Source organism: Ruoffia tabacinasalis (genome assembly GCF_042652985.1).
GTDB lineage: Bacteria > Bacillota > Bacilli > Lactobacillales > Aerococcaceae > Ruoffia > Ruoffia tabacinasalis.
In genome coordinates this window covers 1-26,387 of sequence record NZ_JBHSHQ010000064.1, presented here as the reverse complement: position 1 = coordinate 26,387, position 26,387 = coordinate 1, and the positions used below count along the sequence as shown (strand labels likewise).

Annotated in this window: 23 protein-coding genes and 3 pseudogenes; 22 read left to right on the top strand and 4 right to left on the bottom strand. The window is 34.7% G+C overall.

Annotated features, from left to right (window positions below; translation table 11 throughout):
• From ACFO5Y_RS10580 to ACFO5Y_RS10550, 7 genes are all read left to right on the top strand, one after another.
• Positions 1–262, top strand: a 262-nt coding sequence (locus ACFO5Y_RS10580) for a hypothetical protein (RefSeq protein ID WP_380706625.1), incomplete at its 5' end; no start/stop codon positions are given.
• A gap of 18 nt (positions 263–280) precedes the next feature.
• On the top strand, positions 281–604 hold the full coding sequence (locus ACFO5Y_RS10575; RefSeq protein WP_197105159.1) for a hypothetical protein: 324 nt from the start codon (positions 281–283) through the stop codon (positions 602–604).
• Positions 605–634: 30 nt separating this feature from the next.
• Positions 635–1,429 (top strand): DUF5067 domain-containing protein, encoded by a 795-nt coding sequence (locus ACFO5Y_RS10570; protein ID WP_197105176.1) that lies wholly within the window; start codon positions 635–637, stop codon positions 1,427–1,429.
• A gap of 264 nt (positions 1,430–1,693) precedes the next feature.
• On the top strand, positions 1,694–5,155 hold the full coding sequence (locus tag ACFO5Y_RS10565) for an SIR2 family protein (protein WP_197105160.1): 3,462 nt from the start codon (positions 1,694–1,696) through the stop codon (positions 5,153–5,155).
• Positions 5,156–5,550: 395 nt separating this feature from the next.
• Positions 5,551–6,465: a phosphoribosyltransferase-like protein gene (locus tag ACFO5Y_RS10560; RefSeq protein ID WP_197105161.1), complete on the top strand. Its 915-nt coding sequence runs from the start codon at positions 5,551–5,553 to the stop codon at positions 6,463–6,465.
• Between the two features lie 2 nt (positions 6,466–6,467).
• On the top strand, positions 6,468–6,770 hold the full coding sequence (locus ACFO5Y_RS10555) for a hypothetical protein (RefSeq protein WP_197105162.1): 303 nt from the start codon (positions 6,468–6,470) through the stop codon (positions 6,768–6,770).
• A gap of 300 nt (positions 6,771–7,070) precedes the next feature.
• Positions 7,071–8,129: a reverse transcriptase family protein gene (locus ACFO5Y_RS10550; protein WP_197105163.1), complete on the top strand. Its 1,059-nt coding sequence runs from the start codon at positions 7,071–7,073 to the stop codon at positions 8,127–8,129.
• 684 nt (positions 8,130–8,813) lie between these two features.
• Here ACFO5Y_RS10550 and ACFO5Y_RS10545 read toward each other — a convergent pair.
• The 3 genes from ACFO5Y_RS10545 to ACFO5Y_RS10535 form a co-directional block, all read right to left on the bottom strand.
• Complete coding sequence (locus ACFO5Y_RS10545; protein WP_269434942.1) at positions 8,814–8,972, bottom strand: ATP-binding protein; 159 nt, start codon at positions 8,970–8,972, stop codon at positions 8,814–8,816.
• A gap of 159 nt (positions 8,973–9,131) precedes the next feature.
• The gene (locus ACFO5Y_RS10540; RefSeq protein WP_380706621.1) at positions 9,132–9,554 is read right to left on the bottom strand and encodes an ATP-binding protein; all 423 of its coding nucleotides are present in this window, start codon (positions 9,552–9,554) and stop codon (positions 9,132–9,134) included.
• A gap of 4 nt (positions 9,555–9,558) precedes the next feature.
• Positions 9,559–10,158 carry a Mu transposase domain-containing protein gene (locus ACFO5Y_RS10535; protein ID WP_197105164.1) on the bottom strand — a complete coding sequence of 200 codons (600 nt, stop codon included), beginning with the start codon at positions 10,156–10,158 and terminating at the stop codon, positions 9,559–9,561.
• 1,400 nt (positions 10,159–11,558) lie between these two features.
• Between ACFO5Y_RS10535 and ACFO5Y_RS10530 the strand changes: the two genes are divergently transcribed.
• From ACFO5Y_RS10530 to ACFO5Y_RS10505, 6 genes are all read left to right on the top strand, one after another.
• Positions 11,559–11,702: a hypothetical protein gene (locus ACFO5Y_RS10530; RefSeq protein ID WP_197105165.1), complete on the top strand. Its 144-nt coding sequence runs from the start codon at positions 11,559–11,561 to the stop codon at positions 11,700–11,702.
• 117 nt (positions 11,703–11,819) lie between these two features.
• On the top strand, positions 11,820–13,493 hold the full coding sequence (locus tag ACFO5Y_RS10525) for a DUF6119 family protein (protein ID WP_197105166.1): 1,674 nt from the start codon (positions 11,820–11,822) through the stop codon (positions 13,491–13,493).
• 710 nt (positions 13,494–14,203) lie between these two features.
• On the top strand, positions 14,204–14,527 hold the full coding sequence (locus ACFO5Y_RS10520) for an exo-beta-N-acetylmuramidase NamZ domain-containing protein (protein ID WP_197105167.1): 324 nt from the start codon (positions 14,204–14,206) through the stop codon (positions 14,525–14,527).
• Between the two features lie 562 nt (positions 14,528–15,089).
• Entirely contained in the window at positions 15,090–15,794 is a 705-nt protein-coding gene (locus ACFO5Y_RS10515) for a DUF4230 domain-containing protein (protein WP_197105168.1), read from the top strand.
• A gap of 293 nt (positions 15,795–16,087) precedes the next feature.
• Positions 16,088–16,354, top strand: coding sequence for a thermonuclease family protein (locus tag ACFO5Y_RS10510; RefSeq protein WP_197105169.1), 267 nt, complete (start codon positions 16,088–16,090; stop codon positions 16,352–16,354).
• Between the two features lie 89 nt (positions 16,355–16,443).
• Positions 16,444–16,605, top strand: coding sequence for a hypothetical protein (locus ACFO5Y_RS10505; RefSeq protein WP_197105170.1), 162 nt, complete (start codon positions 16,444–16,446; stop codon positions 16,603–16,605).
• 1 nt (position 16,606) lies between these two features.
• Here ACFO5Y_RS10505 and ACFO5Y_RS10500 read toward each other — a convergent pair.
• Positions 16,607–17,101: pseudogene (locus ACFO5Y_RS10500) on the bottom strand (IS30 family transposase); the annotation flags it as partial.
• A 442-nt stretch (positions 17,102–17,543) separates the two neighbouring features.
• Between ACFO5Y_RS10500 and ACFO5Y_RS10495 the strand changes: the two are divergent.
• From ACFO5Y_RS10495 to ACFO5Y_RS10455, 9 genes and pseudogenes are all read left to right on the top strand, one after another.
• Positions 17,544–17,990 carry an organic hydroperoxide resistance protein gene (locus ACFO5Y_RS10495; protein ID WP_138405375.1) on the top strand — a complete coding sequence of 149 codons (447 nt, stop codon included), beginning with the start codon at positions 17,544–17,546 and terminating at the stop codon, positions 17,988–17,990.
• A gap of 129 nt (positions 17,991–18,119) precedes the next feature.
• Positions 18,120–18,788 (top strand): Crp/Fnr family transcriptional regulator, encoded by a 669-nt coding sequence (locus tag ACFO5Y_RS10490; protein ID WP_197105171.1) that lies wholly within the window; start codon positions 18,120–18,122, stop codon positions 18,786–18,788.
• Positions 18,789–18,971: 183 nt separating this feature from the next.
• Positions 18,972–19,352 (top strand): annotated as a pseudogene (locus ACFO5Y_RS10485) (transposase); the annotation flags it as partial.
• Positions 19,353–19,438: 86 nt separating this feature from the next.
• Positions 19,439–20,550 (top strand): annotated as a pseudogene (locus tag ACFO5Y_RS10480) (IS3 family transposase).
• A 31-nt stretch (positions 20,551–20,581) separates the two neighbouring features.
• Positions 20,582–21,241, top strand: coding sequence for a UDP-N-acetylmuramate dehydrogenase (gene murB, locus ACFO5Y_RS10475; RefSeq protein ID WP_197105172.1), 660 nt, complete (start codon positions 20,582–20,584; stop codon positions 21,239–21,241).
• A gap of 115 nt (positions 21,242–21,356) precedes the next feature.
• Positions 21,357–21,995 (top strand): WxL domain-containing protein, encoded by a 639-nt coding sequence (locus tag ACFO5Y_RS10470; protein ID WP_197105173.1) that lies wholly within the window; start codon positions 21,357–21,359, stop codon positions 21,993–21,995.
• 87 nt (positions 21,996–22,082) lie between these two features.
• Positions 22,083–22,952 (top strand): DUF916 domain-containing protein, encoded by an 870-nt coding sequence (locus tag ACFO5Y_RS10465; RefSeq protein WP_197105174.1) that lies wholly within the window; start codon positions 22,083–22,085, stop codon positions 22,950–22,952.
• Between the two features lie 29 nt (positions 22,953–22,981).
• Positions 22,982–25,348, top strand: a complete 2,367-nt coding sequence (locus ACFO5Y_RS10460; RefSeq protein WP_197105175.1) for a WxL domain-containing protein — start codon at positions 22,982–22,984, stop codon at positions 25,346–25,348.
• 544 nt (positions 25,349–25,892) lie between these two features.
• Positions 25,893–26,219, top strand: coding sequence for a reverse transcriptase family protein (locus ACFO5Y_RS10455; RefSeq protein WP_231606958.1), 327 nt, complete (start codon positions 25,893–25,895; stop codon positions 26,217–26,219).
• Positions 26,220–26,387 lie beyond the last annotated feature (168 nt).

The following is a 26,387-nucleotide window of genomic DNA, read 5'->3' as shown; positions in this document are numbered from 1 at the left end:
CTCAAACTCTTATCATTTATATATTTCTGGTGATTCTTTAAGAATGAAGACTGGTTCAGCGGGTTCCGACGAGACTGGTTCAGCAAAACGCGATTTACCTGGCTCAGGCAATCGCGTTTTTATGGTCTTTCTGGAACGCTATATGCACTATACACAAAAGAGACTATTAAGTGGACTCGAAGCGCGAATTGGTTGTCTTGAAGGGCATATTTGGTTCAAAAATAGGGGTGGACTTGATTGGCAAATGGCAAATGGCAAATAGGTGGACTCGAATTGGATATTGGCGGACTCGGGAGCACGAAATAATCACTTACGAGTATTAACGTATGAAGAAGCGGTTGAATATGCTAACAATCACCCAGAGCGTAACGTAACCATTCAAAGTATCTTTAACGCAGCTGTTAACGCACCCGAATATGGTATGAGTTTAACAGAGGCACAATATGATGCCATACCGGCAGATGCAGCTTATAAGGTGCTGGTTCATCATTTGATGACGATCCCTACGGGTAGAGATCCAAGTACGACGATTCGCTTCTTATTCGAGGTGTATCCAGAATTAGCCTATATCACTGAATCTTCTGAAGAGGAATCTGAAAGATAGTGTATCAGAAAGTGACAAGCCAGGCGATGAATCTGGCGACGATTTGCCCTGTTAAAGGAACAATCTTTTGAATTTGGTCAAGGTTCATACGAGGTTGAGCATGTGTTTGTCTTACGTTCTAATGAAGCAAGTAACGAGAGTGCTGAGGATCACCTCTTAGGCATTATGTATGATTTTACCAATTTAACTGAGGAAGCGGCCCGTGATATTGAAGCTGATTGGGTGGGTCATATGAGTATTGCACAGAACGTAAATGACCAAGAAGTTGTGCTAGAAGTCAGTGATGAAGCTTCTGATGAGGAAGCAAGCCAAGTTGAAGTGCTGATTGAAGAAAATGACACGATAACTCAGACGGTTTATTATGAACTTGAAAGTATCGAAGACTTAGCGGTATTGAGTGTTGATGGGGAAGCCTTTGAAGTGAATGTTGAGAATTTATTAAAACTACCGCTTCAAAGTGCTTTGTATGTGTCTAATAATGCAAGACAAGCATTCATCTTTGATTTCCAAACACTTTATGCAGCAAGTATTGACCCTGTTGACATGGAATACTTCACTGAAAGCCGGATAGATACATTATCTGATGAAGCGAAAGAGCATTATAATCTGTTACAAGAGAAGTTCGCAGGGGCTGAATGGACACTCTATGAGCTTAAGGTGGATTATGAGTTGGATGAGGATGAGAGTGTCTTAGTGAGTCAGGCTGTGGATGATAGTGATAACGAAAATGCCGAGGATCAAGAAATTGGCAGCTTTTATGGTGAGGATGATTGGGCGAAGTTTATGTTTGATGATGTGAGGTATTGGTTGGTTAGTGGGGAGTAAGGGAGTAGATAAAATAAAGATATAGAAGAATTATTTTAGAGGCAGTCATCGTTGAGGTGACTGTTTTTTTGTATCACATTGAACTTATATACAGTTGCTAAAACATATAATAAATTTGTATTTTAATGTTTGTATATTAAAAAGAGTAATAACAACATGTTATACTATTATATGTAAGCATCAAGAAGCAAGTTATATAAAAATTACATTTGATTAGTGAAAAAGGTTTTGTTTCACTAATCAATATCAGAAAGGCCAAGATCGATGATTATTAATGATATAGATTTTCCAGATGAAATTTTAAATGCTATAAAAGAAAATAAATTAGTTGTTTTTGCTGGAGCGGGCATATCCAAAAATGAGCCTACAAAATTACCAGACTTTAATGAATTAGCAGCATCGATAGGTGCGCTATCAGGAATAGAATTTAATGATCGGGATGATAATCCAGATGAATTTTTAGGGAAATTGGAACAACAAGAAATAAAAATTAGACCCCAAATATGTAACAGATTGAATGAGGATTCATTACAACCTAATATAATGCATATAAATATAGTGAATTTATTTAAAAAAGGAGATAGTCCAAGAATAGTCACGACAAATTATGATTTAATGATTGATAAAATACTTAATGAAATTAAATGTGGAACTAAAGTATATAGTCATCCAGCATTACCATTCGGTGACAATTTTGAAGGACTAGTCCATTTACATGGTGATGTAACAGAACCTAATAATATCATTGTCACAGATTCTGATTTTGGTAAAGCATATATTACAAGAAAGCAAGTTTCCAACTTTTTAATAGACTTATTTACTTCAAAGTATGTTGTTCTTTTTATTGGCTATAGCTATCAGGATGTCGTAATGAAGTACCTAACTAGAGCAATTCCGCCACATTTAAATAATCGGTTTATTCTAACTGATGACGAAGAGAGTGATTGGAGTTTATTAGGTTTGAGACCAATACTTTTTGAGAAGCATAATTATTTGCAATTGAATAGGGCGGTAGAAGAATTAGGAACTCATATAAATAGAGGTATATTTGAATGGAACCAAATAATAGAAGATATCGGAGAAAAAGAAGCAAAATATCTAGAAGAAAACGAACATGGTCTAATACATAATATTATGAACGATATAAAGTTAGTAGATAAGTTCCTTAAGAAAGTAAACTCTAGTGAGTGGCTATTTTGGTTACATGATAATGGTTTTTTAGATTTTCTATTTGAATCAGATGACTTAAATAATGTTGATAAAGAATTAGCAAACTGGGTAATTGAAAATTTTATAAGAAGAAACTATGATTACTTTGTGGAATTACGTATTAAACAAGGGAATCAATTAAATAATAAATTTCAAGGAATGATAGTTAATTGTGTCACTACCAATAAAGATGTTTCTAAAGAGACTTTATTAAAATTACTTAGCGTCATCAATATCGAGAGCTTAAATGTTTTTGATGCTTATCGTTTATTGAAAATTATAATGAGTTTTGACGAACCTTTTTATGTGAATGAACTATTTAAAAGAGTAATTGATTATAAAATTATTTGGAATAAAAAAAGCTTTAACTATAATCAAAATGATCACTTTTCAGACAAATACCGTTTGAATTTTAAATTAAACATTTTACCTTTAATAGAAAGTGAAGACTTACTGGATGTATGGACAGGTATAAAACAAGTAATTGGAAGTTATTTCTTAGATGTATTGAGTTTTTTGACAAAGATACTTAGTGAAATCAGAATTGTAGAAAAAACATGGGATTATAAATTTTTTGGAGCAGTGTCCGTTAATTTTATAGACTCAATATCAGATATGAATGATTATGAAGTAATTGTAAAAATATATGCGGATTTACTATCTTTGATTAATCATGAAGATGAAAATTTTGTATATGGATGGGCTATGCAAAACTTGTATAGTGATTCATTGATTTTCAGACGACTTTCTCTGTATGTATTAAAAGATGTTCAGCAACTTTCCAATGAAGAAAAGTTAAATATCGTAATGGATGATATTGGCCTATTGTCTTTCGGGGAGAAACAAGAAATATTTCATTTAATCGCTGACTTATTCGATGAAATAAGTCCAACTATAAAAGAAAAAATAGTAGACCATATCTTGAATTATACTTATGTAAACGATCAAATTAATGAAGAGTCTAGAAAATATACTGAAGAATATGAAAAATATAATTTGTTATATTGGATTAATAGTAGGTGTAGCTATCATGAAGAAGTATTTACAGAAATGGAAAGAATTAGAGAAGAGTATTCTTTTGCTCCAAGAGATTTTCCAGAATTAAATACCTCTCCTGTAATTGTTGGACCTTGGGAACGAATGTCATTGGAAGTGCAATTTTCGAAGGAAAATATTTTAAAGGACATAAATATTGCAGAAATGTTCGAGAAAATTGAAGTATATTTAAATGAGCAAACTAATGACGCTGTAATTGATGAACAATTAGTCGTTTTAGAAAAGGTAATTGTTGAAGATAGTAATTTAGGGAAAAAACTAATAGATAATTTATCCTTGGAAGGAAAATGGGATTCCAAATTATGGAGATCAGTATTCAGAGGGTTTAGCAAAGGTAAGTTAAACGCTGAATTGATTAAAGAAATCTTGACAAAAACGAATCAACCGGAATTAATGGTTAATAACGGTCAATATATTAGTGAGTTTTTATTTACTATAGGAGAAAACATAGATGAAATTGGGCTGGATAGCAGTGGGTTAGATTTTGTTTTTAATTATTGTGTAACTTTATGGGATAAATTAACGGATATTGAAAGGGATTCTGATGATTTAATTCATGAAGTGTTAAATACTCCAAAAGGAAAGGTTTTAATCACGACAGTGAATATTTTATGGAGCAAAGCGATCAACGATAAATTAAAAGTACTACCATCAAATTATGCAAGTTTTTTAGAAAATGTACTATATGAAGAAAATTCATTAGTATATTGTGTCTTAGGTGGGTATTATAGTTTATTAAAATATATTGATAGTAACTGGTCATCTGAAAAAATCTTGCCATTATTCGTAGATAAAAATGATGAAATTTATTCATCTGCTTGGATAGGTTTTCTCTCATTTATGAAGCCTAATTTAGAAACAATTAACGATTTAAATGCTGTTTTTTATAAAGGAGCTCAAAGGATATATATATTGCCTGAAAATGAAAGAGAAACATTCGTAAATTACTATACTCAACTTTGTATTTTAATAATAGATAATCCTAATGAAAAATACATAGGTAGGTTGTTGCAGAACTCAGGACAAATTGTAAGCAATAGATTTCATAAGACAATAGAATATTATTTAAAGAATAATGAAGAAGAAAAGAAAAATGAACTTTGGCATAGATGGCTAAAAAATTATTTATTGAATCGATTAAATAATATACCAAGTAAATTAACCAATGAGGATATTGATTGTATATATCAAGGATGGCTACCCAATATTGGAGAGAGCTATCCAGAATTAGTGGAATTGTGCATTAAAATGAATGTTTCTGAAATAGATGCATGGAGATTCAGCTATGTATTAAATAAGGAATTATCAGAAGGGAATTTCCCTCAATCTACCAAGAAAATAATCAAACATATTTTTCAGGAAAATCCAGATAAAGTACTAGAAATTAAAGCTGCATTCAAGAGAGGTTTAGAAAAACTTTCTATTGATGATAATAAGTTGGATGAGATGTTGGATTATTGATTGTTTTAAATTTCAAGTTAACTTAGGGTTTCGTTATTGAACGTTTTATCTATTATTTATACGATTTTGTCAGACTTTTAGATATTATAAGTATTTCACAGATTTACTAGTTGTATTTTGACATAATAAACCTACGCTTAACTCGAATAAGAATACTTTGTTCTATTCTATCTAATAGTTTAGTGCATCTCAATTAAAATTTGCTTTTTGAGAATGTCAAACAAATTAAGTTGATGGTAAATGAAAACGCTGATAATTCGAGACTAAGCGATAGAGTTCTTAGTGGATTGGATTGCAACCTTAAATATAAATTATCTATTGTTTTAGATACAGATAAGAAAATCGAAGCAACTATTATTAAATTGAAAATATAAATTATTGGCAAGGAGAAGTTTATGAATAATATATTTGATCAAGCCCAAAGTGTTAAGCGTAGAACAGAAAATCAACTGTGGTTGAAAAAAATGTTGGATCAACTAAATGATGAGAATGAAAAGAATAAAATTAAAAATGTTATAATAAATAGGACAATAGAAATATACATTAATATTAAAGAGGATGAAGAAAAAGAATTGTTTTTGGACTTATTAGATGAAATTGAGATCCTAACTCCAAATGACTATTTTCGCTTATTAAATAAGTGTTACGTACAGTTAAGAAAGCAATATCCGACAATAAAAAAATATATTATTGTTCCACTTTTAAAATGCGGTGATGAAAAATTGACAAAAATAAAGAGTGGTGTGTTCATTTCCTATTTATTCCATACCTTTTATTTTTCAATTATTGATGAAAGTAATAACGAGATGAAATCCAGACCAGAAATAATTGTCCAACATTATATAAAAGAAGTAAATCTCCAAAATATAGTGGAAAACGATGAAGAATTGATTGTTTTTGTTGATGACTTTATAGGTAGTGGAACATATGCAGTCACTGCTTGGAAGCAATATGCGGAAAAAATAAAAGAATTAGGAGGAGATTACAATAAAAAAATGGTTCTTGTTTCATTGTCTGCTTTAGATATAGGAATTACAAAATTAGCAGAGGAAGGTATTAAACTAATTTTTGGATTAAAACACTTAACTTTGAATGCTAAGTTTAAAAATGATCAAGCAAAGCTAAAAAAAATAAAGAAAACAATTTCGAGCATATCAAGTAGTTACAGTGTAGCAAAGAGTTTTAAACTTGGTTATAAAGAAAGTTTATCAACAATAATTACTATACGTACGCCTAACAATAATGTACCGTTTTTATGGTCAAGTAGAATAAACAAGAGGAAACCTTTATTTTTAAGAAATGGGAGATAAAAATGAATCGCGATGAGATTAAATTGAGGAGAAAGTGGTCTGCATTATTTTTTACTGAAAGAGACATCGATATAAGACATTTACTTGTAGATAACAATTATCTAGAAATGCTTGATTTTTATCAAGAACTGATAAATCAAGATTATATTGAAAGAACTGAAGGCCAATATAAATTAACAGAAAAAGGAAGGAATGAAAAGAAACGCATAGAAAAGTTATTAAATTTAAAAGGAAGTGAAAAATTTATTTCTTTAGATTTTAATGTTTTGATTGAAAGTATGAGAGTGGATGACTTATACTATTAATACAATCCTTTACTAGCAATTTGATAAAACTTAGTTTTATCCTATTTGATGATTTCGTCAAGTAGTAAGAGGAAAGAGTTTCAAGCTCTAGGATAGATAATTTTATTCAAGGATTCATAAAATTATCTATCCTAGGAACTTTTTATCAAAAAACGATAAAAAGATTCCTGCAGCACAGTGCTTGTGTTCTCTCTCCCTCGCCCCTAAGCGTTCTAAGGGGCTCAGTCGTTCGCACACAATCACTGTGCTGGGAATAATGCTTTCTTGTAGTAAAGGATTATTTTTCTTGGAGGAGATTTTTTGAATTGGGAAGAGTATAAGAAAAAATTTATTGAAAGAAATGAGTTAACTAAACGATTTTCTGAAAGTGAATTGAATGAAAAATTAAACTATGCCAAGAATTTACATAATAATAAGATGCCAATAATTTATAATGTAGATCATTTATCGAGACTTATAGGTGTTTCTTATTCAGAAATTTACAAAATAACAAACAGTGAATCTAAGTATTATTATAAAGAGTTTAAATTAAAGAAAAAGAGTGGTGGTTTTAGAAAGATAAAAGCACCTTTACCAACTCTTAATATAATTCAAAAATGGATCTTTGAAAATATATTACAAAATACTAAGGCAAGTATATATTGTAAATCATACTCAAAAGGAGTATCTTTAAAGGATAACGCTAAATTCCATAGAAGACAAAATATTGTACTCAAGCTTGATATAGCTAACTTCTTTGACGAAATTTCTTATGAAGTAGTATATAAATTGTTTAAGGATTTTGGGTATAGCAATGAGATAGTCATCGTACTTGCTAGACTGGTAATGTATACAAATAATAAAATAACGAAGGGAATCCCCCAGGGCGCTAGTACCAGTCCAATAATATCTAATCTGATTTTAAAGAAATTTGATAATGAAATTGCAAGTATTTGTTTGAAAGAAAATATAAGATATACAAGATATGCGGATGATCTAACTTTTTCAGGAGATTTTGAAGTTACTTTCATTGAAGAAATCATTAAAGAAAAATTACGTCTTCTGGGACTAAAATTAAACGCGAAAAAAAGGAAAATATTACATAAAAACAATCGGCAAATTGTAACTGGAATTGTTGTCAATGAAAAATTACAGGCACCAAGGAAGTATAGAAAAAATCTGAGACTTGAATTATACTATATTCTTAATCATTCTAAAAACCATTTTAATAAAAATGGTCTTTATAATCATGACGCACGAAAAAATTACTTAATAACTGTGTTAGGTAAAGTTAATTATGTTTTACAAATCAATCCACAAGATTCTGAATTCATTGATTTTAAAAAGAAATTATATAAACTATTAACAACTCAATTTTGATTGTATCTATATGGGAGATGAGTTCTGAGAAAATGATGTAGCATAGGTCGAGTCAAAGGCTAAAATATCTATAATACCCTCAAAAATTAGGACGTAGCTAAATTTTTGGGGGTATATTTATGTTCATTTTCTGCTAATTAATTAAAACACATCACTAACTTCCTACCACTACGTTCAGAGACGCACTCAAGTGTCTTGAGTGTAAAATTAGTATTCCCATTCCCAATTCGAACAATCATCGTTTGCGGCATATAAACTAAGTTAGCAAATTTTAACTGAGTTAAACCTAGTGATTGTCTTAACTGCACTACCAGCATAGAATAAGCAAGTTTATTTTTTTTATGTTTCATTTAGTGAGCGAATTGTTTATCTATTTGTTTCATCTCTTTAATGTAATCAGACACTTTCATAATCGTCATATTCTCCGTTTACATCGCTATCTTACAATGTTTCATTGCCTGCATACAAGACTAATCTCCTTTTTTATCTTTCGCTTCATTGAACTCACCACTACTAACTAATAATTCAAATATAATCAGTTCTTCTTACATGTATTATGTCATAACCGATTTAATTCTTCCTGCTTTCTATGACTCATTCCAATATTTGTTAACTTCAAGTAAAAATCGGCACTTTTTGCCAATTAGTTTTCCGCAGATTCTGCTCGATAAGATTCGGCACTGATTACTCATCAAAAACGCGTTGTCGATGTTTCATTCGATAACTTTCATCGTCCATCTGAATAAGCTCTACCCGATGGAGAAGGCGATTCAGAATCGCAGTTGCGACTCGTTTATTGCCCAACAGTTCTCCCCATTGATCTGGGCTCTTATTCGAAGTCAGAATGATTGAGCTACGTTAATATAGGTAGTCAACCAACTGAAAGAATTGGTTTGCCTCCATTGGATCCGTCGTCATGTACATCAAATCGTCGATGATCAATAAATCAGATTTTTTTATCCTGTTTAGGGCTATCTTTGATTCCTGTGTATAATCGCTCGTTTAAAGTATCGTTGTCAATTCTCCCATGGGGAGAAACATAACTTGATAGCCTTGCTCAATCGCTACTAATCTAAAGCTTACCGCTAAATGCGTTTTGCCGACACCAGGTGGCCCAAGGAGAATGAGATTGTATTGTTGCTCCAACCAATTCATTTCCTTCAGCTGACGCATTTGCCGCTCACCGAGGCTTGTCTGCTCACTTAAATCGTAGTCCTCAATCGTCTTTTGGTAAGGGAACTTTGCCCATTTTAAGCGACGTGCTTTGTTTTTTTCATCTCGCTTTGTGAGTTCGTATTTCAAGAGATGGTTTAACAGTTCATAATAAGTCCAGGACTTTTGCTCAGCTTCCCGCATTAGTGCAGGTAGCTCAAGTGATACTTCGGATAAACGAAGCTGCTTTAAGGTCTGCTGTAATTCTTCCAAGCCGTTACTCATTTATTCCACCGCCCAAGATTTTAACATACTCACCGATTGAGCGTGTAGATACTTGAATGCCTGATGAAGCAGTCGAAGAACTTGATTCGATTCCTTTCGCAATATCTCCTAGGCTGTTCTGGTTCAAATAAGCAGCGACATCTCTAAAATCATTAGCGCTCCATAATCCGTTTTTGATACAATGGGCGAGTGCTGCTTCTCGCTCTTTTGGATAGGTTTGAATACTCTTTTCTAAGATCATAAACTGATCCCGTGCGTACCGTTTATACTTTTCCATTATTTTATCGATAAAGAGAATGGTGGATTCTTCTTGTTCGAAGAGGTCAATCATAGCTGTACGGTATTTTCGGAGTGTTTTTTCCCGATCCCGCCCGTGGTTGCGATTCTTTATTAATTTACCTTTTTCTAAAGAAAGGGTGTGTCGCGCAATCTCATCACCAGTAATCTTATGTAGAATAACCAATTCTTGGCCGTCTTCTTGAAGATAGACTTGATTTGAAGCGACGGTTGTATAGGCAACAAGTGGTACCGAACAGCGGTTCCCTCTAAAGCGAATCGTATTGTCTTTATTGACGGTAGCTGTTATGCTCATTCTGAAAGATATATCTTTATGATTTCTAGTGCGCTCTAGCCAAGAACGAGATTTTTCATTCCAGTCATCCAGTCCATCATAAATCCGATTCTTTGCGAAGTTAGATTTTACATAACCAACAACCCGTTCAATTTTTCCTTTTGTTTCGGAATCGGATCCACGGCATAAGTAAATATCAAAGCCTAGGGCTTGTTGATAGCTTGAAAGTCTTAGGTAAGTAAAAGATTTCCGGTATTCTCACTGACCGCGATTAAATTGTCTTGGTCATAAATCATTTTTTCAGACATTCCGCCAAAATGGCGAAAGGCAATTTCATGCGAACGAATCGTATCATATGTTGTAAAGTGACGGTCCAACCATTCTAGATATCAATATCGGCTATGCGATAAAACAAAAGTAATAAAATACAGCTTGATTTCATCTTTGGTTCTTGTCGTTTGCTTGGTTTGTCCCCAATTTACTTTAATTTTCGAACTCATCTCTACTTCAGGGATAGCTTCTTATTGTCGGATATTCTTCCAACAGCCAATCCTCGATTTGACCAGCTGACAAATCGTTATGCTCCTTCAGCCACGCAAGAATAATTTCTGCGTAAGGGTTCAATTTCGTGATTCGATTTTGTAACTTATATGTCCATTCGGATATTTCTTCAAAGTTCTTTTCTAGATATTTTCTCATCGTATCTCAATTTACTCCAGCTTTTCGTTCAATTTGACTTTTATTGAATCCCAATCGATGCAATCGATGGATTTCGTGATAAATGCTCATCTTTTTTTCGTTCACCTTTCAACCTCCAATTCAATTGATACAGTAAAAGTATAACCGAATTGGTTTTTTCTGGAATAAAGTGCCGAAACTTATCTAGCAATTATTGTTGAATCTAATTTAGCATTAACACAGACTTTATGGTGAGGATGAATGGGAGAAATTTATATATGATGAGGTGAGGTATTGGTTTGTTGGTGAGGAGTAGTTGAGTAATTGAATAGTTAGGATGTGTGTGGCTCGGTATCGTGAGATGGTATCGGGGTGTTTCTGTGGATAATTAGTTAAATTTTATAATTAAAGATAAAGATTTATGAATTGAATAAGTAAGTGATGGCTTCCTAGTAAGATGAACACAATATATGGTGTTAGATTGAATCTTAAAGCACAACATTTAGTGGTTATCAATCTATTATTTAAAGATACCCTGTGATAATATGTGGTTAGAGTCAAATTAATATCTAATTAGTACAGGTTAAAATAAATGGTTTTCCAGATTATTCTAGTGAATTTTATTTTTTAAGATATTAATTGAGTCTTAAATCAAGTTTGAAAGGTGTGTGCTGTTTATTATAGATAATTTGGATAAGTTTCAATTGTTATGAACTATATTAATCAAAGGAGTAGAGCATGAAATGATAACAGCAAAAATAAAAACAATAAAACCGTTTTGCGGCAACAAAACGGTAGCAAAGCATATTGGCTTAAATAATACTTTAACTAATTATGTCAAACATATGCTTATTATTCAACCAGTAAGAAGACAATATGCTAAATAACTATTAAGCTCATCGAAGTGTGCAATGATGAGTGTATCAGTGTTACTAATCAAAAAAAACATTTAAAAAATAAATAAAACCACTTTAAAATAAAATTAACAGAAAGTAGGTAGTCATTTGGAGTTAAGAATATATAAATCACATTTTAGTCATATCAAAGAAGCGAGAGCATTTTTAGAAGAAGATGGCAGATATGAGAAAGTTGACGAAATTGCAAGAGAACGTGAGTATGACACACACTTTGAATTATATATTGAAAGTAAAGATAAGAACTTACCAGATTGGATAAAAGAAATAAAAGAGATATTTGATTTTAAGTTGGAGGATTACACACCTAGACAGTTTAACGGTATTATTTTAGCTGAAACACAGGAAAACCTTTATTTAGTACCAAAAGGCTACGCATATCATATTGTAGAGAAAATGTCAGATTTAAACTTTGGAATGGAGATAGCAGAACGAAAAATACCAAGGAGGCGATTAAATTTAAAATCATCTCATTTTTTACTACAAAATAAAATGAGTGAAATTGCTCAATATAAAGGGAATTTAAGTGATTCACCAATTGCTAGCGAAAGTATAGTATTTATTTCTGGGAAGACTGAGGGAGCAGATGAAGCAATTTTCGGAAAAACTATGGATTGTTCATACTCTATAGCTTTGGGGAAAAAATTTAATCTTGACAGTAAAGATCCAGATAATAATTTAGAAGATTTTTTTGATATTTTTAATCAGATCGATCAAGCTTTAATATCCAAGAAAATTTCTAGGTATCCAAGAATAAACTATATTGAAAGGGATAGTAAAATAGAGCAAGAACTAGATGCTCAATTGTTAGACTTATTATTAGATAATAATCAATCAGAAAAAATATTCTTTGATTTAAACAGAATTAATCTCGTAGGAAGTCGAATAAATATAGTTTCTATGGATGATGAAGTGTCACTATATGTAAAAAACAGGCCAAGTACTGAACAAAACATAGAAATTAATGATGAATCAATATCTGAGTATGCAATAAAATATAAAGATAAAATTAACAAACTTGATGATATAAAATGTAAAATTATAAATAAGAATGAGCCTGAATTATTTCAGAATCAAAGTTTAAAAAGAGTTATATTTGCAGAGATTGAATATGACGATAAAGTATATTTATTATCTAATGGGAAATGGGGATATTTAACACAATCCTTTTTTAATTATTTGGATGATAAGTTGGAAAAGTTAAATGATAAAGTTCAGTTTTTGAACGAATTTAATTCTCCAAATAATCTGAAAAATGAAAAAGGAAAATTAATCGAGGATAAATATGTAGACTATTTAGCAGGAATGGAAGGAAATATTCAATTACATAAAAGATTCGTGGTAGTTGATGGAGTTGATGTAGAGATAGCTGATATTTTTAATCAAGAGTCAAAGAAACTTTATGCAATAAAAATTGGAACTAATACAGCGAATTCATTATATAGTTTTGATCAGTCAGTACTAGCAATAAATATGTTAATCCATCATGAAGATTTTGAAGTAAAAAAACACTTAGAAAAATATATAGATGGGAATCTAACAGCAGAGATTATAGATGACATAGTGACTAGCAGAAGTATGAATGTTCTTTGGGTAGCTGATGGTAGCGTAAATTATGTCTATAATGGTGTTGCTGATGGTAAGTTTAAACTGACTAATTTTAAATCTTTCCTATTGAAGTTAAAAATAGTTGATTGGTTTGATTATGCAGACAATAATGGTTTTAATCCAAGAATCTATTTTTCTAAGTTTGAGTTGGAATAGTGAGGAAAAGCACTGTAAATTTCAAGTTTAAGTCAGTCGTTTATTTATGAGTACGCGATTTACTAACCTCTTTATCAAAATTTCGCGTTACTCAACTTAAAAATATAGTCATTTCTCGCCTACATTATTAGAATATTTTGCCCGATGCGTACTAAAGAGCACTTCATTACAGGAGATGAATTTTGATAAAATGATGTAGCATAGCTAATTTAAAGAATAACAATATTTACGATCCCTTCAAATAGTAGGCACGTAACTATTTGGAGGGATACTCTTTGTTCATTCTTGCTAAATATTGAAAGATTATTAGGAATTTCTTTCCACATCGATCAGTTAAGCTGTTAAGTAGTTTAATTACAAGGTGCGCGTTCTATTTTTTAATTCTAGTAATCGTTGATTATGGTATATCACAAAAGTTTTAATTCTAACAGAGTTAAGATTAATGATTATCTTAACTACCTTACTAAGACTACAGAAGCCAGTTTACTATTTTGATGTTCCATTTTCTGTCGAATTATTTTTCCGTTTGTTTCTGAATATTGCGGTTAAATAGTCCCACCGAGTGCAGAGAGTAGCTCCATTTGTGTGGGAACTGCTCCACTCCTTTAAATACACGTAAAACAAAATAGGTTAATTTATAGCCCATTTGTATAAGGATGATACATATTATCGGTTTAGTATGATTATTATATAGGAGAGTTTATCTTATAGTGAACTACCGTAAAATTCTTGAACACCATTTTAACGGGATGACTTTTGGAGAGTTAGCTCAGTATTTTAATGGGGAATTTGATTTGGGTGTTGACCTAGAAGTGATTGAAATGCAAGGCTACGACCGAAGTGAATCTTATGCTGAACTAGATATTCCATTCGTGATGCCATCACCCAATATGCCAACAACCGACAGTATAGATGTTTACCCAATTACCGGATTATTCGAGACATTCGTGAATGTTTCCGAAGGCCGAGGGACAACAAAACCGTTCCAATTAGTTGGCTCTGACTTTGTGATTAGAATTAGAAGAAAGAATTAATCGACTAAAAGAAGAAACGCGTTTACTTTATGAGTATCACCTTGAGATTAAAAAATTTGAACATAATTATGATATGTTATCTAATTCTCAAAAATATGCTCTAGGGATGTCAATTAATTTATTAAAATCATCTGTTCAGCTATTAATTAACCCTTGATTGGGCTTACAATCCAATGTGCCACCAGAGTATTTTAGAAAGTTTGTCTTACTTGAGGACGCGAATAATTTTGGAGGCTTAAGTATAGATGAAATATATAGGCATCAAGACTTAATCATTTACTTAGCGAATCTTCTCTATGATATTAATCTTAACGAGCAAGATATAAAAGTCTTCTGGAAGAATCTGATAAGTAATAAAGAAAATCAGGAGACTTTTAATATTAGTAAAAGTATTGATGGTAATAAGTTGATGGCTGTTGTAACCTCTCTTATTACATCGGCGAAGATTGAAAATAGTCAAAAAAACTAAAAATAGTTAAGGCTTATTGCCGTTTAATTTGTTATACTAAATTGACTGTTATTACAATTTAAACACGATAAAATAATTATTGGAGGTAGCGATATGGATGATAAAAAGTTGACGGAAGAAGAAAAAGTTGTGAAAGATGAGTCAACTGTTGGGGATAACAAGGAACGAAGTAATTCTTCACCAAAGTGGTTGAATGCATTTAAGTCGTTGAATCTTTTTTCTCTTACTGCATTAGTGATTGGTGCACTCGTTCTATTAGGTATAGGAGTTTATGCTATAACAAGTGGTGATGAAGAAGAAGGTCCAGCTATTGATAGTAATTTAATACAACATCAGATTGAAACGGTATCAGAGTTGACTACGACTAAGTATCACTACACTAATGCTGGCGCATTCGAGAACCAGAACACATTTTACGGTTGGAACGTTCCTTTCACTAAGAAGAATTTTATCTTAACGTATTCAGGTATTATCCATGCTGGGATTGACATGGAAGCTGTGAATGTTGATGTGAGAGATGCAGAAATTTACATTGATATCCCGGATTCTCAAATTCTGTCTCATGAACTAGATGAAGTATCTATCAAAGTGTTGAACGAAGAGAGCTCAATCTTCAACCCAATTAAGATTGAAGACTATCAAGCCTTCGCTATCGAGCAAGAGAAAGTGGTCGAAGAACAAGCCACTGCTAACGGCCTATTAGAAGAAGCTAACAAACAAGCCCAACAAGCAATTATGACAGTCTTGAAAATTAACCCAGAGATTGGGGATGGAAATTACACAATCGTTTTCCAATAGATATTAAAAATACAACCAGTTTTCTACAGTAATGTAGGAAGCTGGTTTTTGTTTTGCCTAAAAACACCCATCAGTGTCAGAATATTAAAGTGGAGTATAATAAATAGTTATAGAACGAAGGGAGGAGAATTACGATGAAAAAATTAATCAATACTTTCATGGTGGTTGTGATTTTAATCAGCGTCATCTTCCCTACCGCAATCAGTGCGAAAGTCACAGAAGAGATCTAAGGCTACAAAATACTCGCCGAGAGTCAGAATAAAAGTGAGCTTATTACTGTCAAGGATTTCAGTGTGATTGATGGCGATACGGCTGATTTTATCTTGGATCGAGCAGAGGAACCATCTATAAAAGCGCGATTCTTGCTCATTGAGGCGTCAGAGATGCAGAATAAACCTTATGCAAAAGAGGCGAAGAATAGGGTGCGCGCCTTGCTCAAAGAGGCTGTCCTCATCCAAATCGAGTATGAAGGGCCAATCAAAGATAAGTTTCAAAGGGACCTAGTCCATGTCTGGGTTGATGGCATCTTACTTCAAAAGATTCTTGTCACTGAGGCTTAGCTATCGCTCGCTATATCAATGGCTACCTCCCTAACAGTCAGCATTTCCAAGCAATCTACCAAGCCCAAGACTACGCTGCTAAGAATAAGTTGAAATTATGGAGTACGGGTGATTCAGAATACCTGTTGAAAGCAGAAGGATTAAGTGTTCCTTATGAAGGTGAAGGAGCTAGTGGTAATAGTAGTCCGGCTGGTTTTGTGGGGGATGACGCTAGTGTGAGTGAAGATGTATATTTTCGTTTGTCAATTTAAGCTAGAAATAATTTAACCCAGACACATTCTCAAGAAAGACCTCCAACGGGGTCTTATAATTTAAAGACTTTCTAGGAATCTTATTCCTACGAATGGCGACCGAAGAAATAAACGCTTGGTTCACTTCATTGAAGTCCATTTGTTTAGGTAATCCATCTTTACGCAAGAGCCCATTCGAATGTTCGTTGAGGCCACGTTGAGAGGGACAGCCCGGATCTGCAAAGAAAACAGAAATATCCTGTTGATTGCTTAAACTTTTCCAGTTGGAAAATTCCTTGCCACAGTCAAACGTTATCGACTTAAAAAGATTCTTGGGTAGCTGTTTAAACCAGTTGGTCAAGGTGACCTCGATGTCTTCGGCCTTCCGGCCGGGTGTCTTTAAAGCAATGATTAACTTAGACGCTCTTTCCGCAAAGGTGATCACGGCACTCTTATGGTTTTTACCGATGATGGTATCACCTTCTAAATGACCAAATTCTTTGTGGTAAGAAGGATAAGCCTGTTTATTGATGAACTTAATAGTGACCTCAAGTCAAGTCATCGCAGAGCGCCCAGGGGAAGAGAAAAAGAGATAGTAAAATCCTGGCTCAACAAACAGGTGCAAAACACTGAAGTGTAGCCGTATTTCCCGCATTTCACACAATGACTTAATGTTGACCCTTAGAAAAGTGAATTAATAACTTTTCTAAGAGTTTTTACTCGAGGCTCTATTTAGCGAGGAACAGAGTCTCGTGAAGCACAACGAGACGTTATTAAACTCGACAATATTAAGTCGCCAGCTGTGATGGCATAGATTCATCCACTTACAGGGCAATCACAAGTTTAATATTTTTGTGAATTCTAGTCATAAACTTTCGCCAAGCCTTGACCTATGTCAAGAACAATAGGATTAGTATGTGCTATAATGGGGGTATCAAATAAGTAAAGGAGAATGTGGGATGACGGATTATCAACAACTTTATGAGACAAGTGCAGTGAATACGGGTGGTCGTGATGGTGTGAGTTACTTAGCGGATGGGACGTATGAGGTGAAGATTACGACACCTAAAGATATGGGTGGTTCGGGTGAAGGTCAGAATCCTGAGCAGTTATTCGCCTTAGGTTACGGTGCGTGTTTCCACGGAGCTTTAGAATTGGTGAAGGGTAAGCATAAGGTTAAGAATGCGTCGCAAGTTCTTCATACAGTACGTCTTTACAAGAAGCCGGATGCGGCGGATTTTAAGTTAGAAGTTGAGATTCAAGTGGGAATTCAAGACTTTGATCGCGAAGAGACGCAGAAGTTAGCGGATGAGGCACATACTGTATGCCCTTATTCTAAGGCTGTTGCTGGGAATATCGATGTCTTCGTTAAAGCAGTAGATTATGATGCGAGCCAAGAAAAATAATTAGTATTAGATTAAATGAGCCAGGGCGAATATGTTCTGGCTTTTTTTATTTTTATGCAAAAAAGAGTAAAAGTCGGTAGCTTTGCCTTATAATGAGAGGAGATAAATCATTAGTGAGAGGATGAGTATATGGATTTTTCCAATTATCATTATTGTATAAGCACGATTCCCCTGTTCCAAACATTGACACGTGATCAGATTGAGAAGATTCAAGCTCAGATTCAAGTTAAGAAGTTTAAGGCAGGGCAATATTTATACCAAGCGGGTGATGATTCAGATACGTTGTATCTACTTCAGAAGGGTCTTGTGCAAATATATCGCTTATCTGCGTCGGGAAAGGAACAGTATATTCGTCAATTAGAAGCGGGCGACTTCATCGGAGAATCTGGATTGTTCAGCCACCGGCAAATAAACCGCTATGTCAAGGCGGAGGAGCCAACAACGGTCTGCAGTATTCAGCGCGATGTTTTCAAAGATGTCTTGCTTCAAAATCCAGAGATTGCTATAGAATTACTGGAAGAGTTATCCAACCGCCTGAACGAATCCGAACAGCAAACCACTTGGATAACTTCAGAAAGCACGTCCCACCGCTTAGCGGCTTACTTGTTAGAAGCATACAACCAACAAGAAAGCTTATCAATTGTGATCCCTTCAACCAAAAAACAACTCGCATCCTTCCTAGGAATGTCTCCAGAAAGCTTCAGCAGAAGTTTGACGAAGTTGACCAAGGCAGGGATAGTCCGCCAACCCAAACCGAATGTGATTGAGATATTGGAATTGGGGAGGTTGGAGGAGTGATGGGGGAACTACGATATATGATTTGAAGTTATCGAAAAATGGAGTATAAAGTTCTTTTCAATTATTATTTGCTAGCTAAAATTAAATACACCGTAAATTGTAAAATTAAGCTAGACAAATAAAAAAATCATTTATGATACACTCAAACTATACTTCCACCACGAAGAATAGGAGTGATCATAAATGACCTACTCCCATCTTACCACGGATGAATTAGTAATGATAGAATCTTATTATCATCAAAATATTTCTGTTGCGATGATTGCTGAACGCTTAAGGCGTTCACGTCAGCCCATTTATAACGTTATTAATTTCTTGAAACAAGGTAACTCAGCAATTGATTACTACAAACGCTATAAAGTATATAAAAAGCGTTGCGGTAGACATAAAATCATTTTGCCTAAAAAGCAACAGAAGTATATTAAAGAAAAAGTTGCTCAAGGATGGACGCCAGACGTCAACATTGGACGTTTTGAACAGCCAATCAGTTGTTCGATGAGAACCTTATATCGTCGATTTAAAGATGGCACCTTTGATATCACAACACTTCCTATGAAAGGCAAGTGAAAGAATAGGCTACACTAAGTTAGACAGTAAAATTAAGGTCTAGTAGAATGAAACAAAAGAACCTGAAACGGAGAGGATCTACCATGACCGAAAAAAGAGTACGCAGAACGTTCACTCCAGAATTTAAAAGACAAGTAGTACGCCTTTATGAAAGCGGAAAACCACGTGCAGACATTATACGTGAATATGATCTTTCAGCCTCTGCATTTGATAAATGGGTGAAACAAAGCCAAGCATCTGGCTCTTTCAAAGAAAAAGATAATCGCACCCCGGAAGAAGAGGAATTAATCAAGCTTCGCAAAGAAAATCAACGTCTAATGATGGAGAATGATATTTTAAAGCAAGCCGCGCTGATCATGGGACGAAAGTAGATGTAATCCGTAATAACGCTCACAAATACTCGGTATCAGCAATGTGCGAAGTCCTTGGAATCGCTAGAAGTACATACTATTATGAATCCAAAAAAGAATCAGAGAACGACACTTTAAATAAAGAGATTATCAAGGTCTTTAAAGCAAGCCGCAATAATTATGGCACGAGAAAAATTAAAATTGAACTTGAAAAGAAAGGGCTAATGGTTTACAGACGCCGCATCGGCCGAATCATGAAAGAAGAAGGACTCGTATCAAGTTACACAGTCGCTCAGTTCAAGCCATTTAAGTCCAAAGTAAATGAAGAGCCAGTAAAAAAACATTCTTAATAGAGCTTTTAATCACCGGGCAGAATTAGCTGTGGTCGTTAGCGATTTAACTTATGTACGTGTGAATGGAAAATGGCATTACGTGTGTTTATTTGTCGACCTTTTTAATCGCGAAATTATTGGTCACAGCGCTGGAGCGAACAAGACAGCAGAGCTGGTATACAAAGCATTATCAAGCATTTCAAGACCATTACATCTGATAGAAACGTTTCACACAGATCGCGGAAGCGAATTTAAAAATCAATTGATTGATGATGCATTAGAAACGTTCGGCATTCAACGCTCGTTGAGTATGAAAGGATGCCCTTACGACAATGCAGTGGCCGAGCGATGTTCAAGGTCGTGAAAACTGAATTCACAAACGGTGCATGTTTTAGCAGCCTTGATCAGCTAGAACATGAATTAAATGATTATGTAAATTGGTTTAACAATATTAGAATCCACGGAACGCTTGGTTATAAAAGCCCTGTGGAATACCGATTACAGACCTTATAATATTTGTTTGATTTAGTGTTGACAATCCAATATGAATGATATATATTTTAATTATAACACTATATATGTTGAAACTGGAGTTACTTTAAGTGAACTAAGTTGGTTTGCTCTAGAGAAAGAGATTCAAGGATTTGAGTTTTTAGAAGATGTGCCAGGAAGTGTTGGCGGTGCAACCATTATGAATGCTGGAACTTATCAAGATATGATTGGTGATATTTTATCTACAGTTACATATTATAGTAAAAAATTCAATAGAGTTATTACTGAAGAAGTACAAAAAGAGTTTTTTGGAAAACGATACCCAATATGGGGAGAACGAGGAGATACTATTCTATCAGTTTCTTTTAAAGTACAAAAACGCATAGAAGATTATGAACCTATATTAGATAAAATATTGTTAAATAAAAAGAATAGATATATGAAACAACCTCGGGATTATCCAAACGCTGGTAGTGTATTTAAACGCCCTTATAAAAATGGAGTAGGTCAATATGTTTGGAAATTATTCGAAGGTTGTGATTTACGTGGATTCCAAATAGGTTCAGCAATGATTTCAGAAAAACATCCTGGTTTTATAGTGAATATAGATAATGCAACGCCAAATGATATATTATCTTTACTGGATGTTGCCCAAACGAGAGTCAAAAGTAAATATGATATTGATTTAGAATTAGAGTGGAAAATAATCTAACTATAGTAATTGATAGCGGAAGTGTAAAATGTTAGTTAGCAGAAAGTGTTAAGTATAGTTTAGCAGTTACAGTATGTTGTTGTTATTTAAATCACAAGAGAAAGAAGGTTTTAGTATGAAAAATATAAAAAAATTAGTAATGAGTTCTTTAGTAGGGGTAATGGCATTGTCAAGTGTGGGAGTGGGGAGTGTAGGGGCGCAGGACAATCCGAATAATGAGACTACGGCTTCAGTTACTTTCAATACAGGAGCGTTGTCATTTACATCAGCAACCTCTACTATTGATTTCGGGGAAACCCCTTTTACGTTTGCTGGAGTAGAAAAAGAGGGAGCCACTCTTCCTAATGATGCTACTAATTTTTTAATTAAATTAACAGATGACCGTGTTGGAAGTGAGCTTACATGGGATTTAACTGCTAGTGTGGCGTCGAAACCTGATAATGGTCTACCGAAAGGTTCTAAAATAACTTTTAATTCAGGTGTAGTTACATCTGATAATGGTTTATCAGAGGTAAATCCAAATGTAAATCCAAATGTAGTTGAAGATTTGGTTTTAGAAGTAGGAGCTGAGAGCACACCAGTTTCAAATGCTGACAGAACTAAAAAAACTAACGAAGGGATTGGTGCTTGGACTTTAAGCTATCCTGCCTCAGAAATGACATTAAAACTTACGCCAGCTCAGATGGCTGAAATATCAGCTGCCGACGGAAAATACTCCACAACCATCATATGGACTTTAAGAGCCGTTAAATAGTTATTCTAAATTTAATACTCAATAAAACATCTCATTCACTTTGTATTGAGATGTTTTATTGCTAATTAGGAGATGTAAAAGAAAATTATGAAGAAATTATTTTTAACTTTATTATTATTTTATAATATATTATCACCACAATTTGTTCTGGCGGAGGATGGTTTACAAGCTATATCCTATTCTGTTGGAGCGGTTTTGCCTGACAACCAGCTAAGTGAGGTGTCTTACTTCGATATTGAATTGGATCTAGGTCAAGAACAGGAACTAGAAGTGGTGATTAATAATTCATCGGACCAAGATATTGAAGTGAAAGTTACGGCTAATACGACGGTGACCAATGTGAATGGTGTCTTGGTTTATAACGGTTCTTTAGATCCTGTGACTGAATCTACTTCACCGAAATTTGATGAGATTGTTTCAATTGAGGAAGAAATTGTTGAAGTTCCAGCCAATGGGCAGGCCAATGCTATCATTTCTGTTAAAGCACCAGATGAAGCTTTTCCTGGAGAAATACTCGGCGGTCTTCACTTCGAATTACATGAAGAAGAATCAGAAGAAGCTGGGATTACTAACCGCTTCAATTATGAAATTGCCTTAAATATGGTCTCTAGCCAAAGTGATGAAGTGGTGGAGCCGAAACTAGCTTTTAAGGAAGTCCTTGAGTTGAATGATTTATTTGGTCCCCGATTGGAAGTTGTTTTTTCTAATTTAACGCCTGTTTTTCTGTCGGATATGGATATAAATGCGGCTGTTTATTCTAAGGACGATTTAGAGAATGCATTGGTGACTGCTGAACACAGTATGTATGATATTGCGCCGACTTATGATTTTCGTTTCCGTGTGGATTTAGAGGATATTGAACTTCAAGCGGGCGACTATATCTTGAAAGTCAGCTTTGGTAATGATGAAGAACAATTTGAATTTGAAGAAGAATTTAGTTTATCTGAGTCTGAATAAGGATTTGCGGATTAAAGGGATGTGAGTAAATGGATAAAATCAGTAAAGGACTTATCAGTTTAGTGTTGGCTAGTTTATTGGCAGGGCCATTTACCACGGTGGTCGCCCAAATGGATCAGGCAGCTGGATTAGAATCGGTGCAGGAGGAAATACCTGTGGAGGAATTCAGTGAATCAGTGGAAAGCACTATCCAGTTATCTGAGTCCGCAGATAATATAGAAGAAGAGCCAGTGGATGAGTCTACTAATGAGTCTTCTACAGAGGAAGACGTGACTGTCGGTCTAATTAATTTGAATATTAAGGATGGCATTAAGGCGGACGACCTGGCTTTACTTAAAGAAGGCAGGGCCAATCCATGGCTGATGAAGTTGGATTGGGAGAGAATCAATCCTTATCTAGCCCAATTGGACGAAGCGAGTCACCAAGAAGCCATAGACGGATTGACTCAAAGCCAGATGGTACTTTCAGTGAATGGCAGTGAAATGTCGCGAGTAAAGTTGGATGAATCTACACAGGCGACTTTTGATATTACGAAGTCTTTGCCTAAGGGAACTGTTTTGGAGTTTGATATCCCAGAGATTAAGGCTGAAGCTTTTACTTTGAGTTTTGACACTTTGAAGATTGTAGTCGAGGGTGTGGCTGAAGAAGTGATTGTCATTGAAGACGCACTCCGACCCTGGGACCTAGCAGCTATGGAAGCTGGTAAGAAGGGCAAGTGGTCGATTGAAGTAGTTGAAGAAGTGGTTTTTGATAGTATTCAAAGCTACACAAATATCAATCAAGAGCAAGTGATGAAGCGCTTAGCTGAGTGTGAAATCACCATGTCGGTGGACGGTGAGCTGTACTCTAAGTTATTAATAGGCGATGTGGGAGTGGCGACCTTTGATATTTTAGATGACTTGCCGGAAGGTTCTGTTGTGGCTTTTAGTATAGGTGACATAGCTTGGCAAGAGGAGAATGGCTTAGAGTTTAAGCTGGAAATAGCACCGCTTGTAGTGGAAGTGGTGGGTATGGAAGAAAAGCCGATGACTGCGTCTAACATGGAGGTATTAACGACTGCTACCACTGAGATAACCATGAATGCGGGGGAATGGATTAACTGGAATGACCTCGAGTTCAAGGATGAGCAAGTGAATGGAAAGACTACCACAAAGGTAAGTGGTACGATTAATGTTAACGAAATTGATGAAAAAATTAAGGCAATACCGAATAATAGTTATTCTGGGACTGATCATTTTTATACAATGAATCAAATCGCGACGAAAGGTAAGTTATATGTTAAAATTAACAATGCCCTTATAACTGAATACGGCTATGGGGTAAACTACAAGATCTTACCTCGACCATTAGGGAGGATTGAGTTTTCTTTTGAATTAGATAGGAAGATTGAAGATTCGGACAAAATTACATTCCATTTTGGTCCAGACGAAGATTCAGGTAGAGTAGAAGTTCAAAGGTATTTATTTGATTGGTTTCGGACCCATTACGTTAACTTTATACCATTCGAAACAACCCGTTTCAAAGTGTCTCACGACAGAACCAATATCTTGAGTGATGCTATTATTATTGATTCAACTATCGAAGCCTCGACAAAGGTCATAAAAGGTAGTATAGATATGGATAATATAAGTGCCAATTTGATAAATATAAAGTTACTAGAATCAATTGATATTTCAGTTGATAATATTTTAGATTCTTTAAGTGGAGCCTTAAACGGAAGAAATATCAATCTGAGAATCTATCAAGGAGACTCTTTAGTTAAAATAGACAAGGAAACCATCATCCAGAACTTAACTTTTAAATTTGATATTTCAGATATTGATTTAAATGTAGGTGATAAGTTAGTTATTAGTATTGGCTCTTTTTTATTAAAAGTAAGAGTGGATGGGAATCTTAAAGCAACAATCGGCACTAGCTTTAGTGAAAAAGAATTATATGTAGAAGATATTGAGTTAACATCCGTACCTCCGACCATTAATTTTGGCAGTATGCCCTTTACTTATCAAGGTGTCCAAGATAAAGCTGCAACTAATGGCATTGAGATTAAACTTACGGATAATCGAAGTGCGGAAGGAGCTGATTGGGAACTTTCTGCTCAGGCTTCTGGAGATTTATTGAATGGAGCAAGTATTAAATTTGAAAATGGCGAGCTGTCATCAGATGAAGATCTGTCTGCTACGGAAAATTCTCCTATAACTTTATTTGTAGGCGATGATAAACAATCTTTTGCTGAATATCAAAAGCCTACTACAGGGGGATATGTCGGAATTGTAAAATGGACTTTGTCTTATGCAGCTGAAGATATATTGTTAACGATACCTCCAGAAGTGATGATGAAATTGAGTGATGATACTTATCATATGAATATATCATGGATCTTAACTAAAGGCCCTTAAGAAAACTTTCAACCAGCTAGCAAAGTGCTAGCTGGTTTTTGTATGTGCGCCCGGCATGGGCGATAACTTGGTGGTGAAAGTCCACTACAGACTTGGCAGTAGGAACTGTTAGCTAAAGGCAAGGGTGTCCACCGTGAGGTGGAATCTGAAGGAAGCCGGAGGCAAACACTCGCACTGACTAACAGAAACTTCATATCAAGGCTGAACAGGGATGGATGAGCTTGCATGACAAAGTGAAGTCCAATACTGCACGAATCCTAAACAGTAAATGAAGCAGTGACATGAGTGGAAGGTTATCGCACCTTACCTGGGGAGGTCTCACTAGCGACTCAGTAGTAACAACGAATAGTGAGAAATCAGCAGAGGTCGTAGTAGCGAGAATGTAGCGAAGGACCGAACAATATCAATACAAATTATAGAATGGAGGTTAAGGTTCACAATAATGACAGAAAACAACCGCTTAGGTTGGCAGTCGGTGGAGGGAATAGGTGGAACCGAAAGAGTAAATCGATGTGTCTAGTGAACTTTAGGTGAAATGACAGAAATGTATCGTAAGACTCCGTCTTTGATGGAGCGAGTTGTAACAAGAGAGAATATGGAAGCTGCCATTAAATCCGTTAAACGGAATAAAGGTGCAGCAGGTATTGACGGGATGACCGTCTTTGAAATAGAAGAACACATCAATGCGTATTATATTCCTCTACGGAATAAATTACTTAATGGGACTTATAAACCCCAACCGGTTAAACGGGTAGAAATACCAAAACCGAATGGAGAGAAGCGAAAGCTAGGCATTCCTTGTGTGCGCGATCGAGTTGTTCAACAAGCAATTCGACAAGTGATTGAACCAATCATTGACCCGTGCATATAGCGTTTCAATAAGGCCATAAAAACGCGATTGCCTGAGCCAGGCAAATCGCGTTTTGCTGAACCAGTCTAGTCGGAACCCGCTGAACCAGTCTTCATTCTTTAAAGAATCACCAGAAATATATAAATGATAAGAGTTTGAGATGGCACGATCAAGTATGGCATCCGCAAT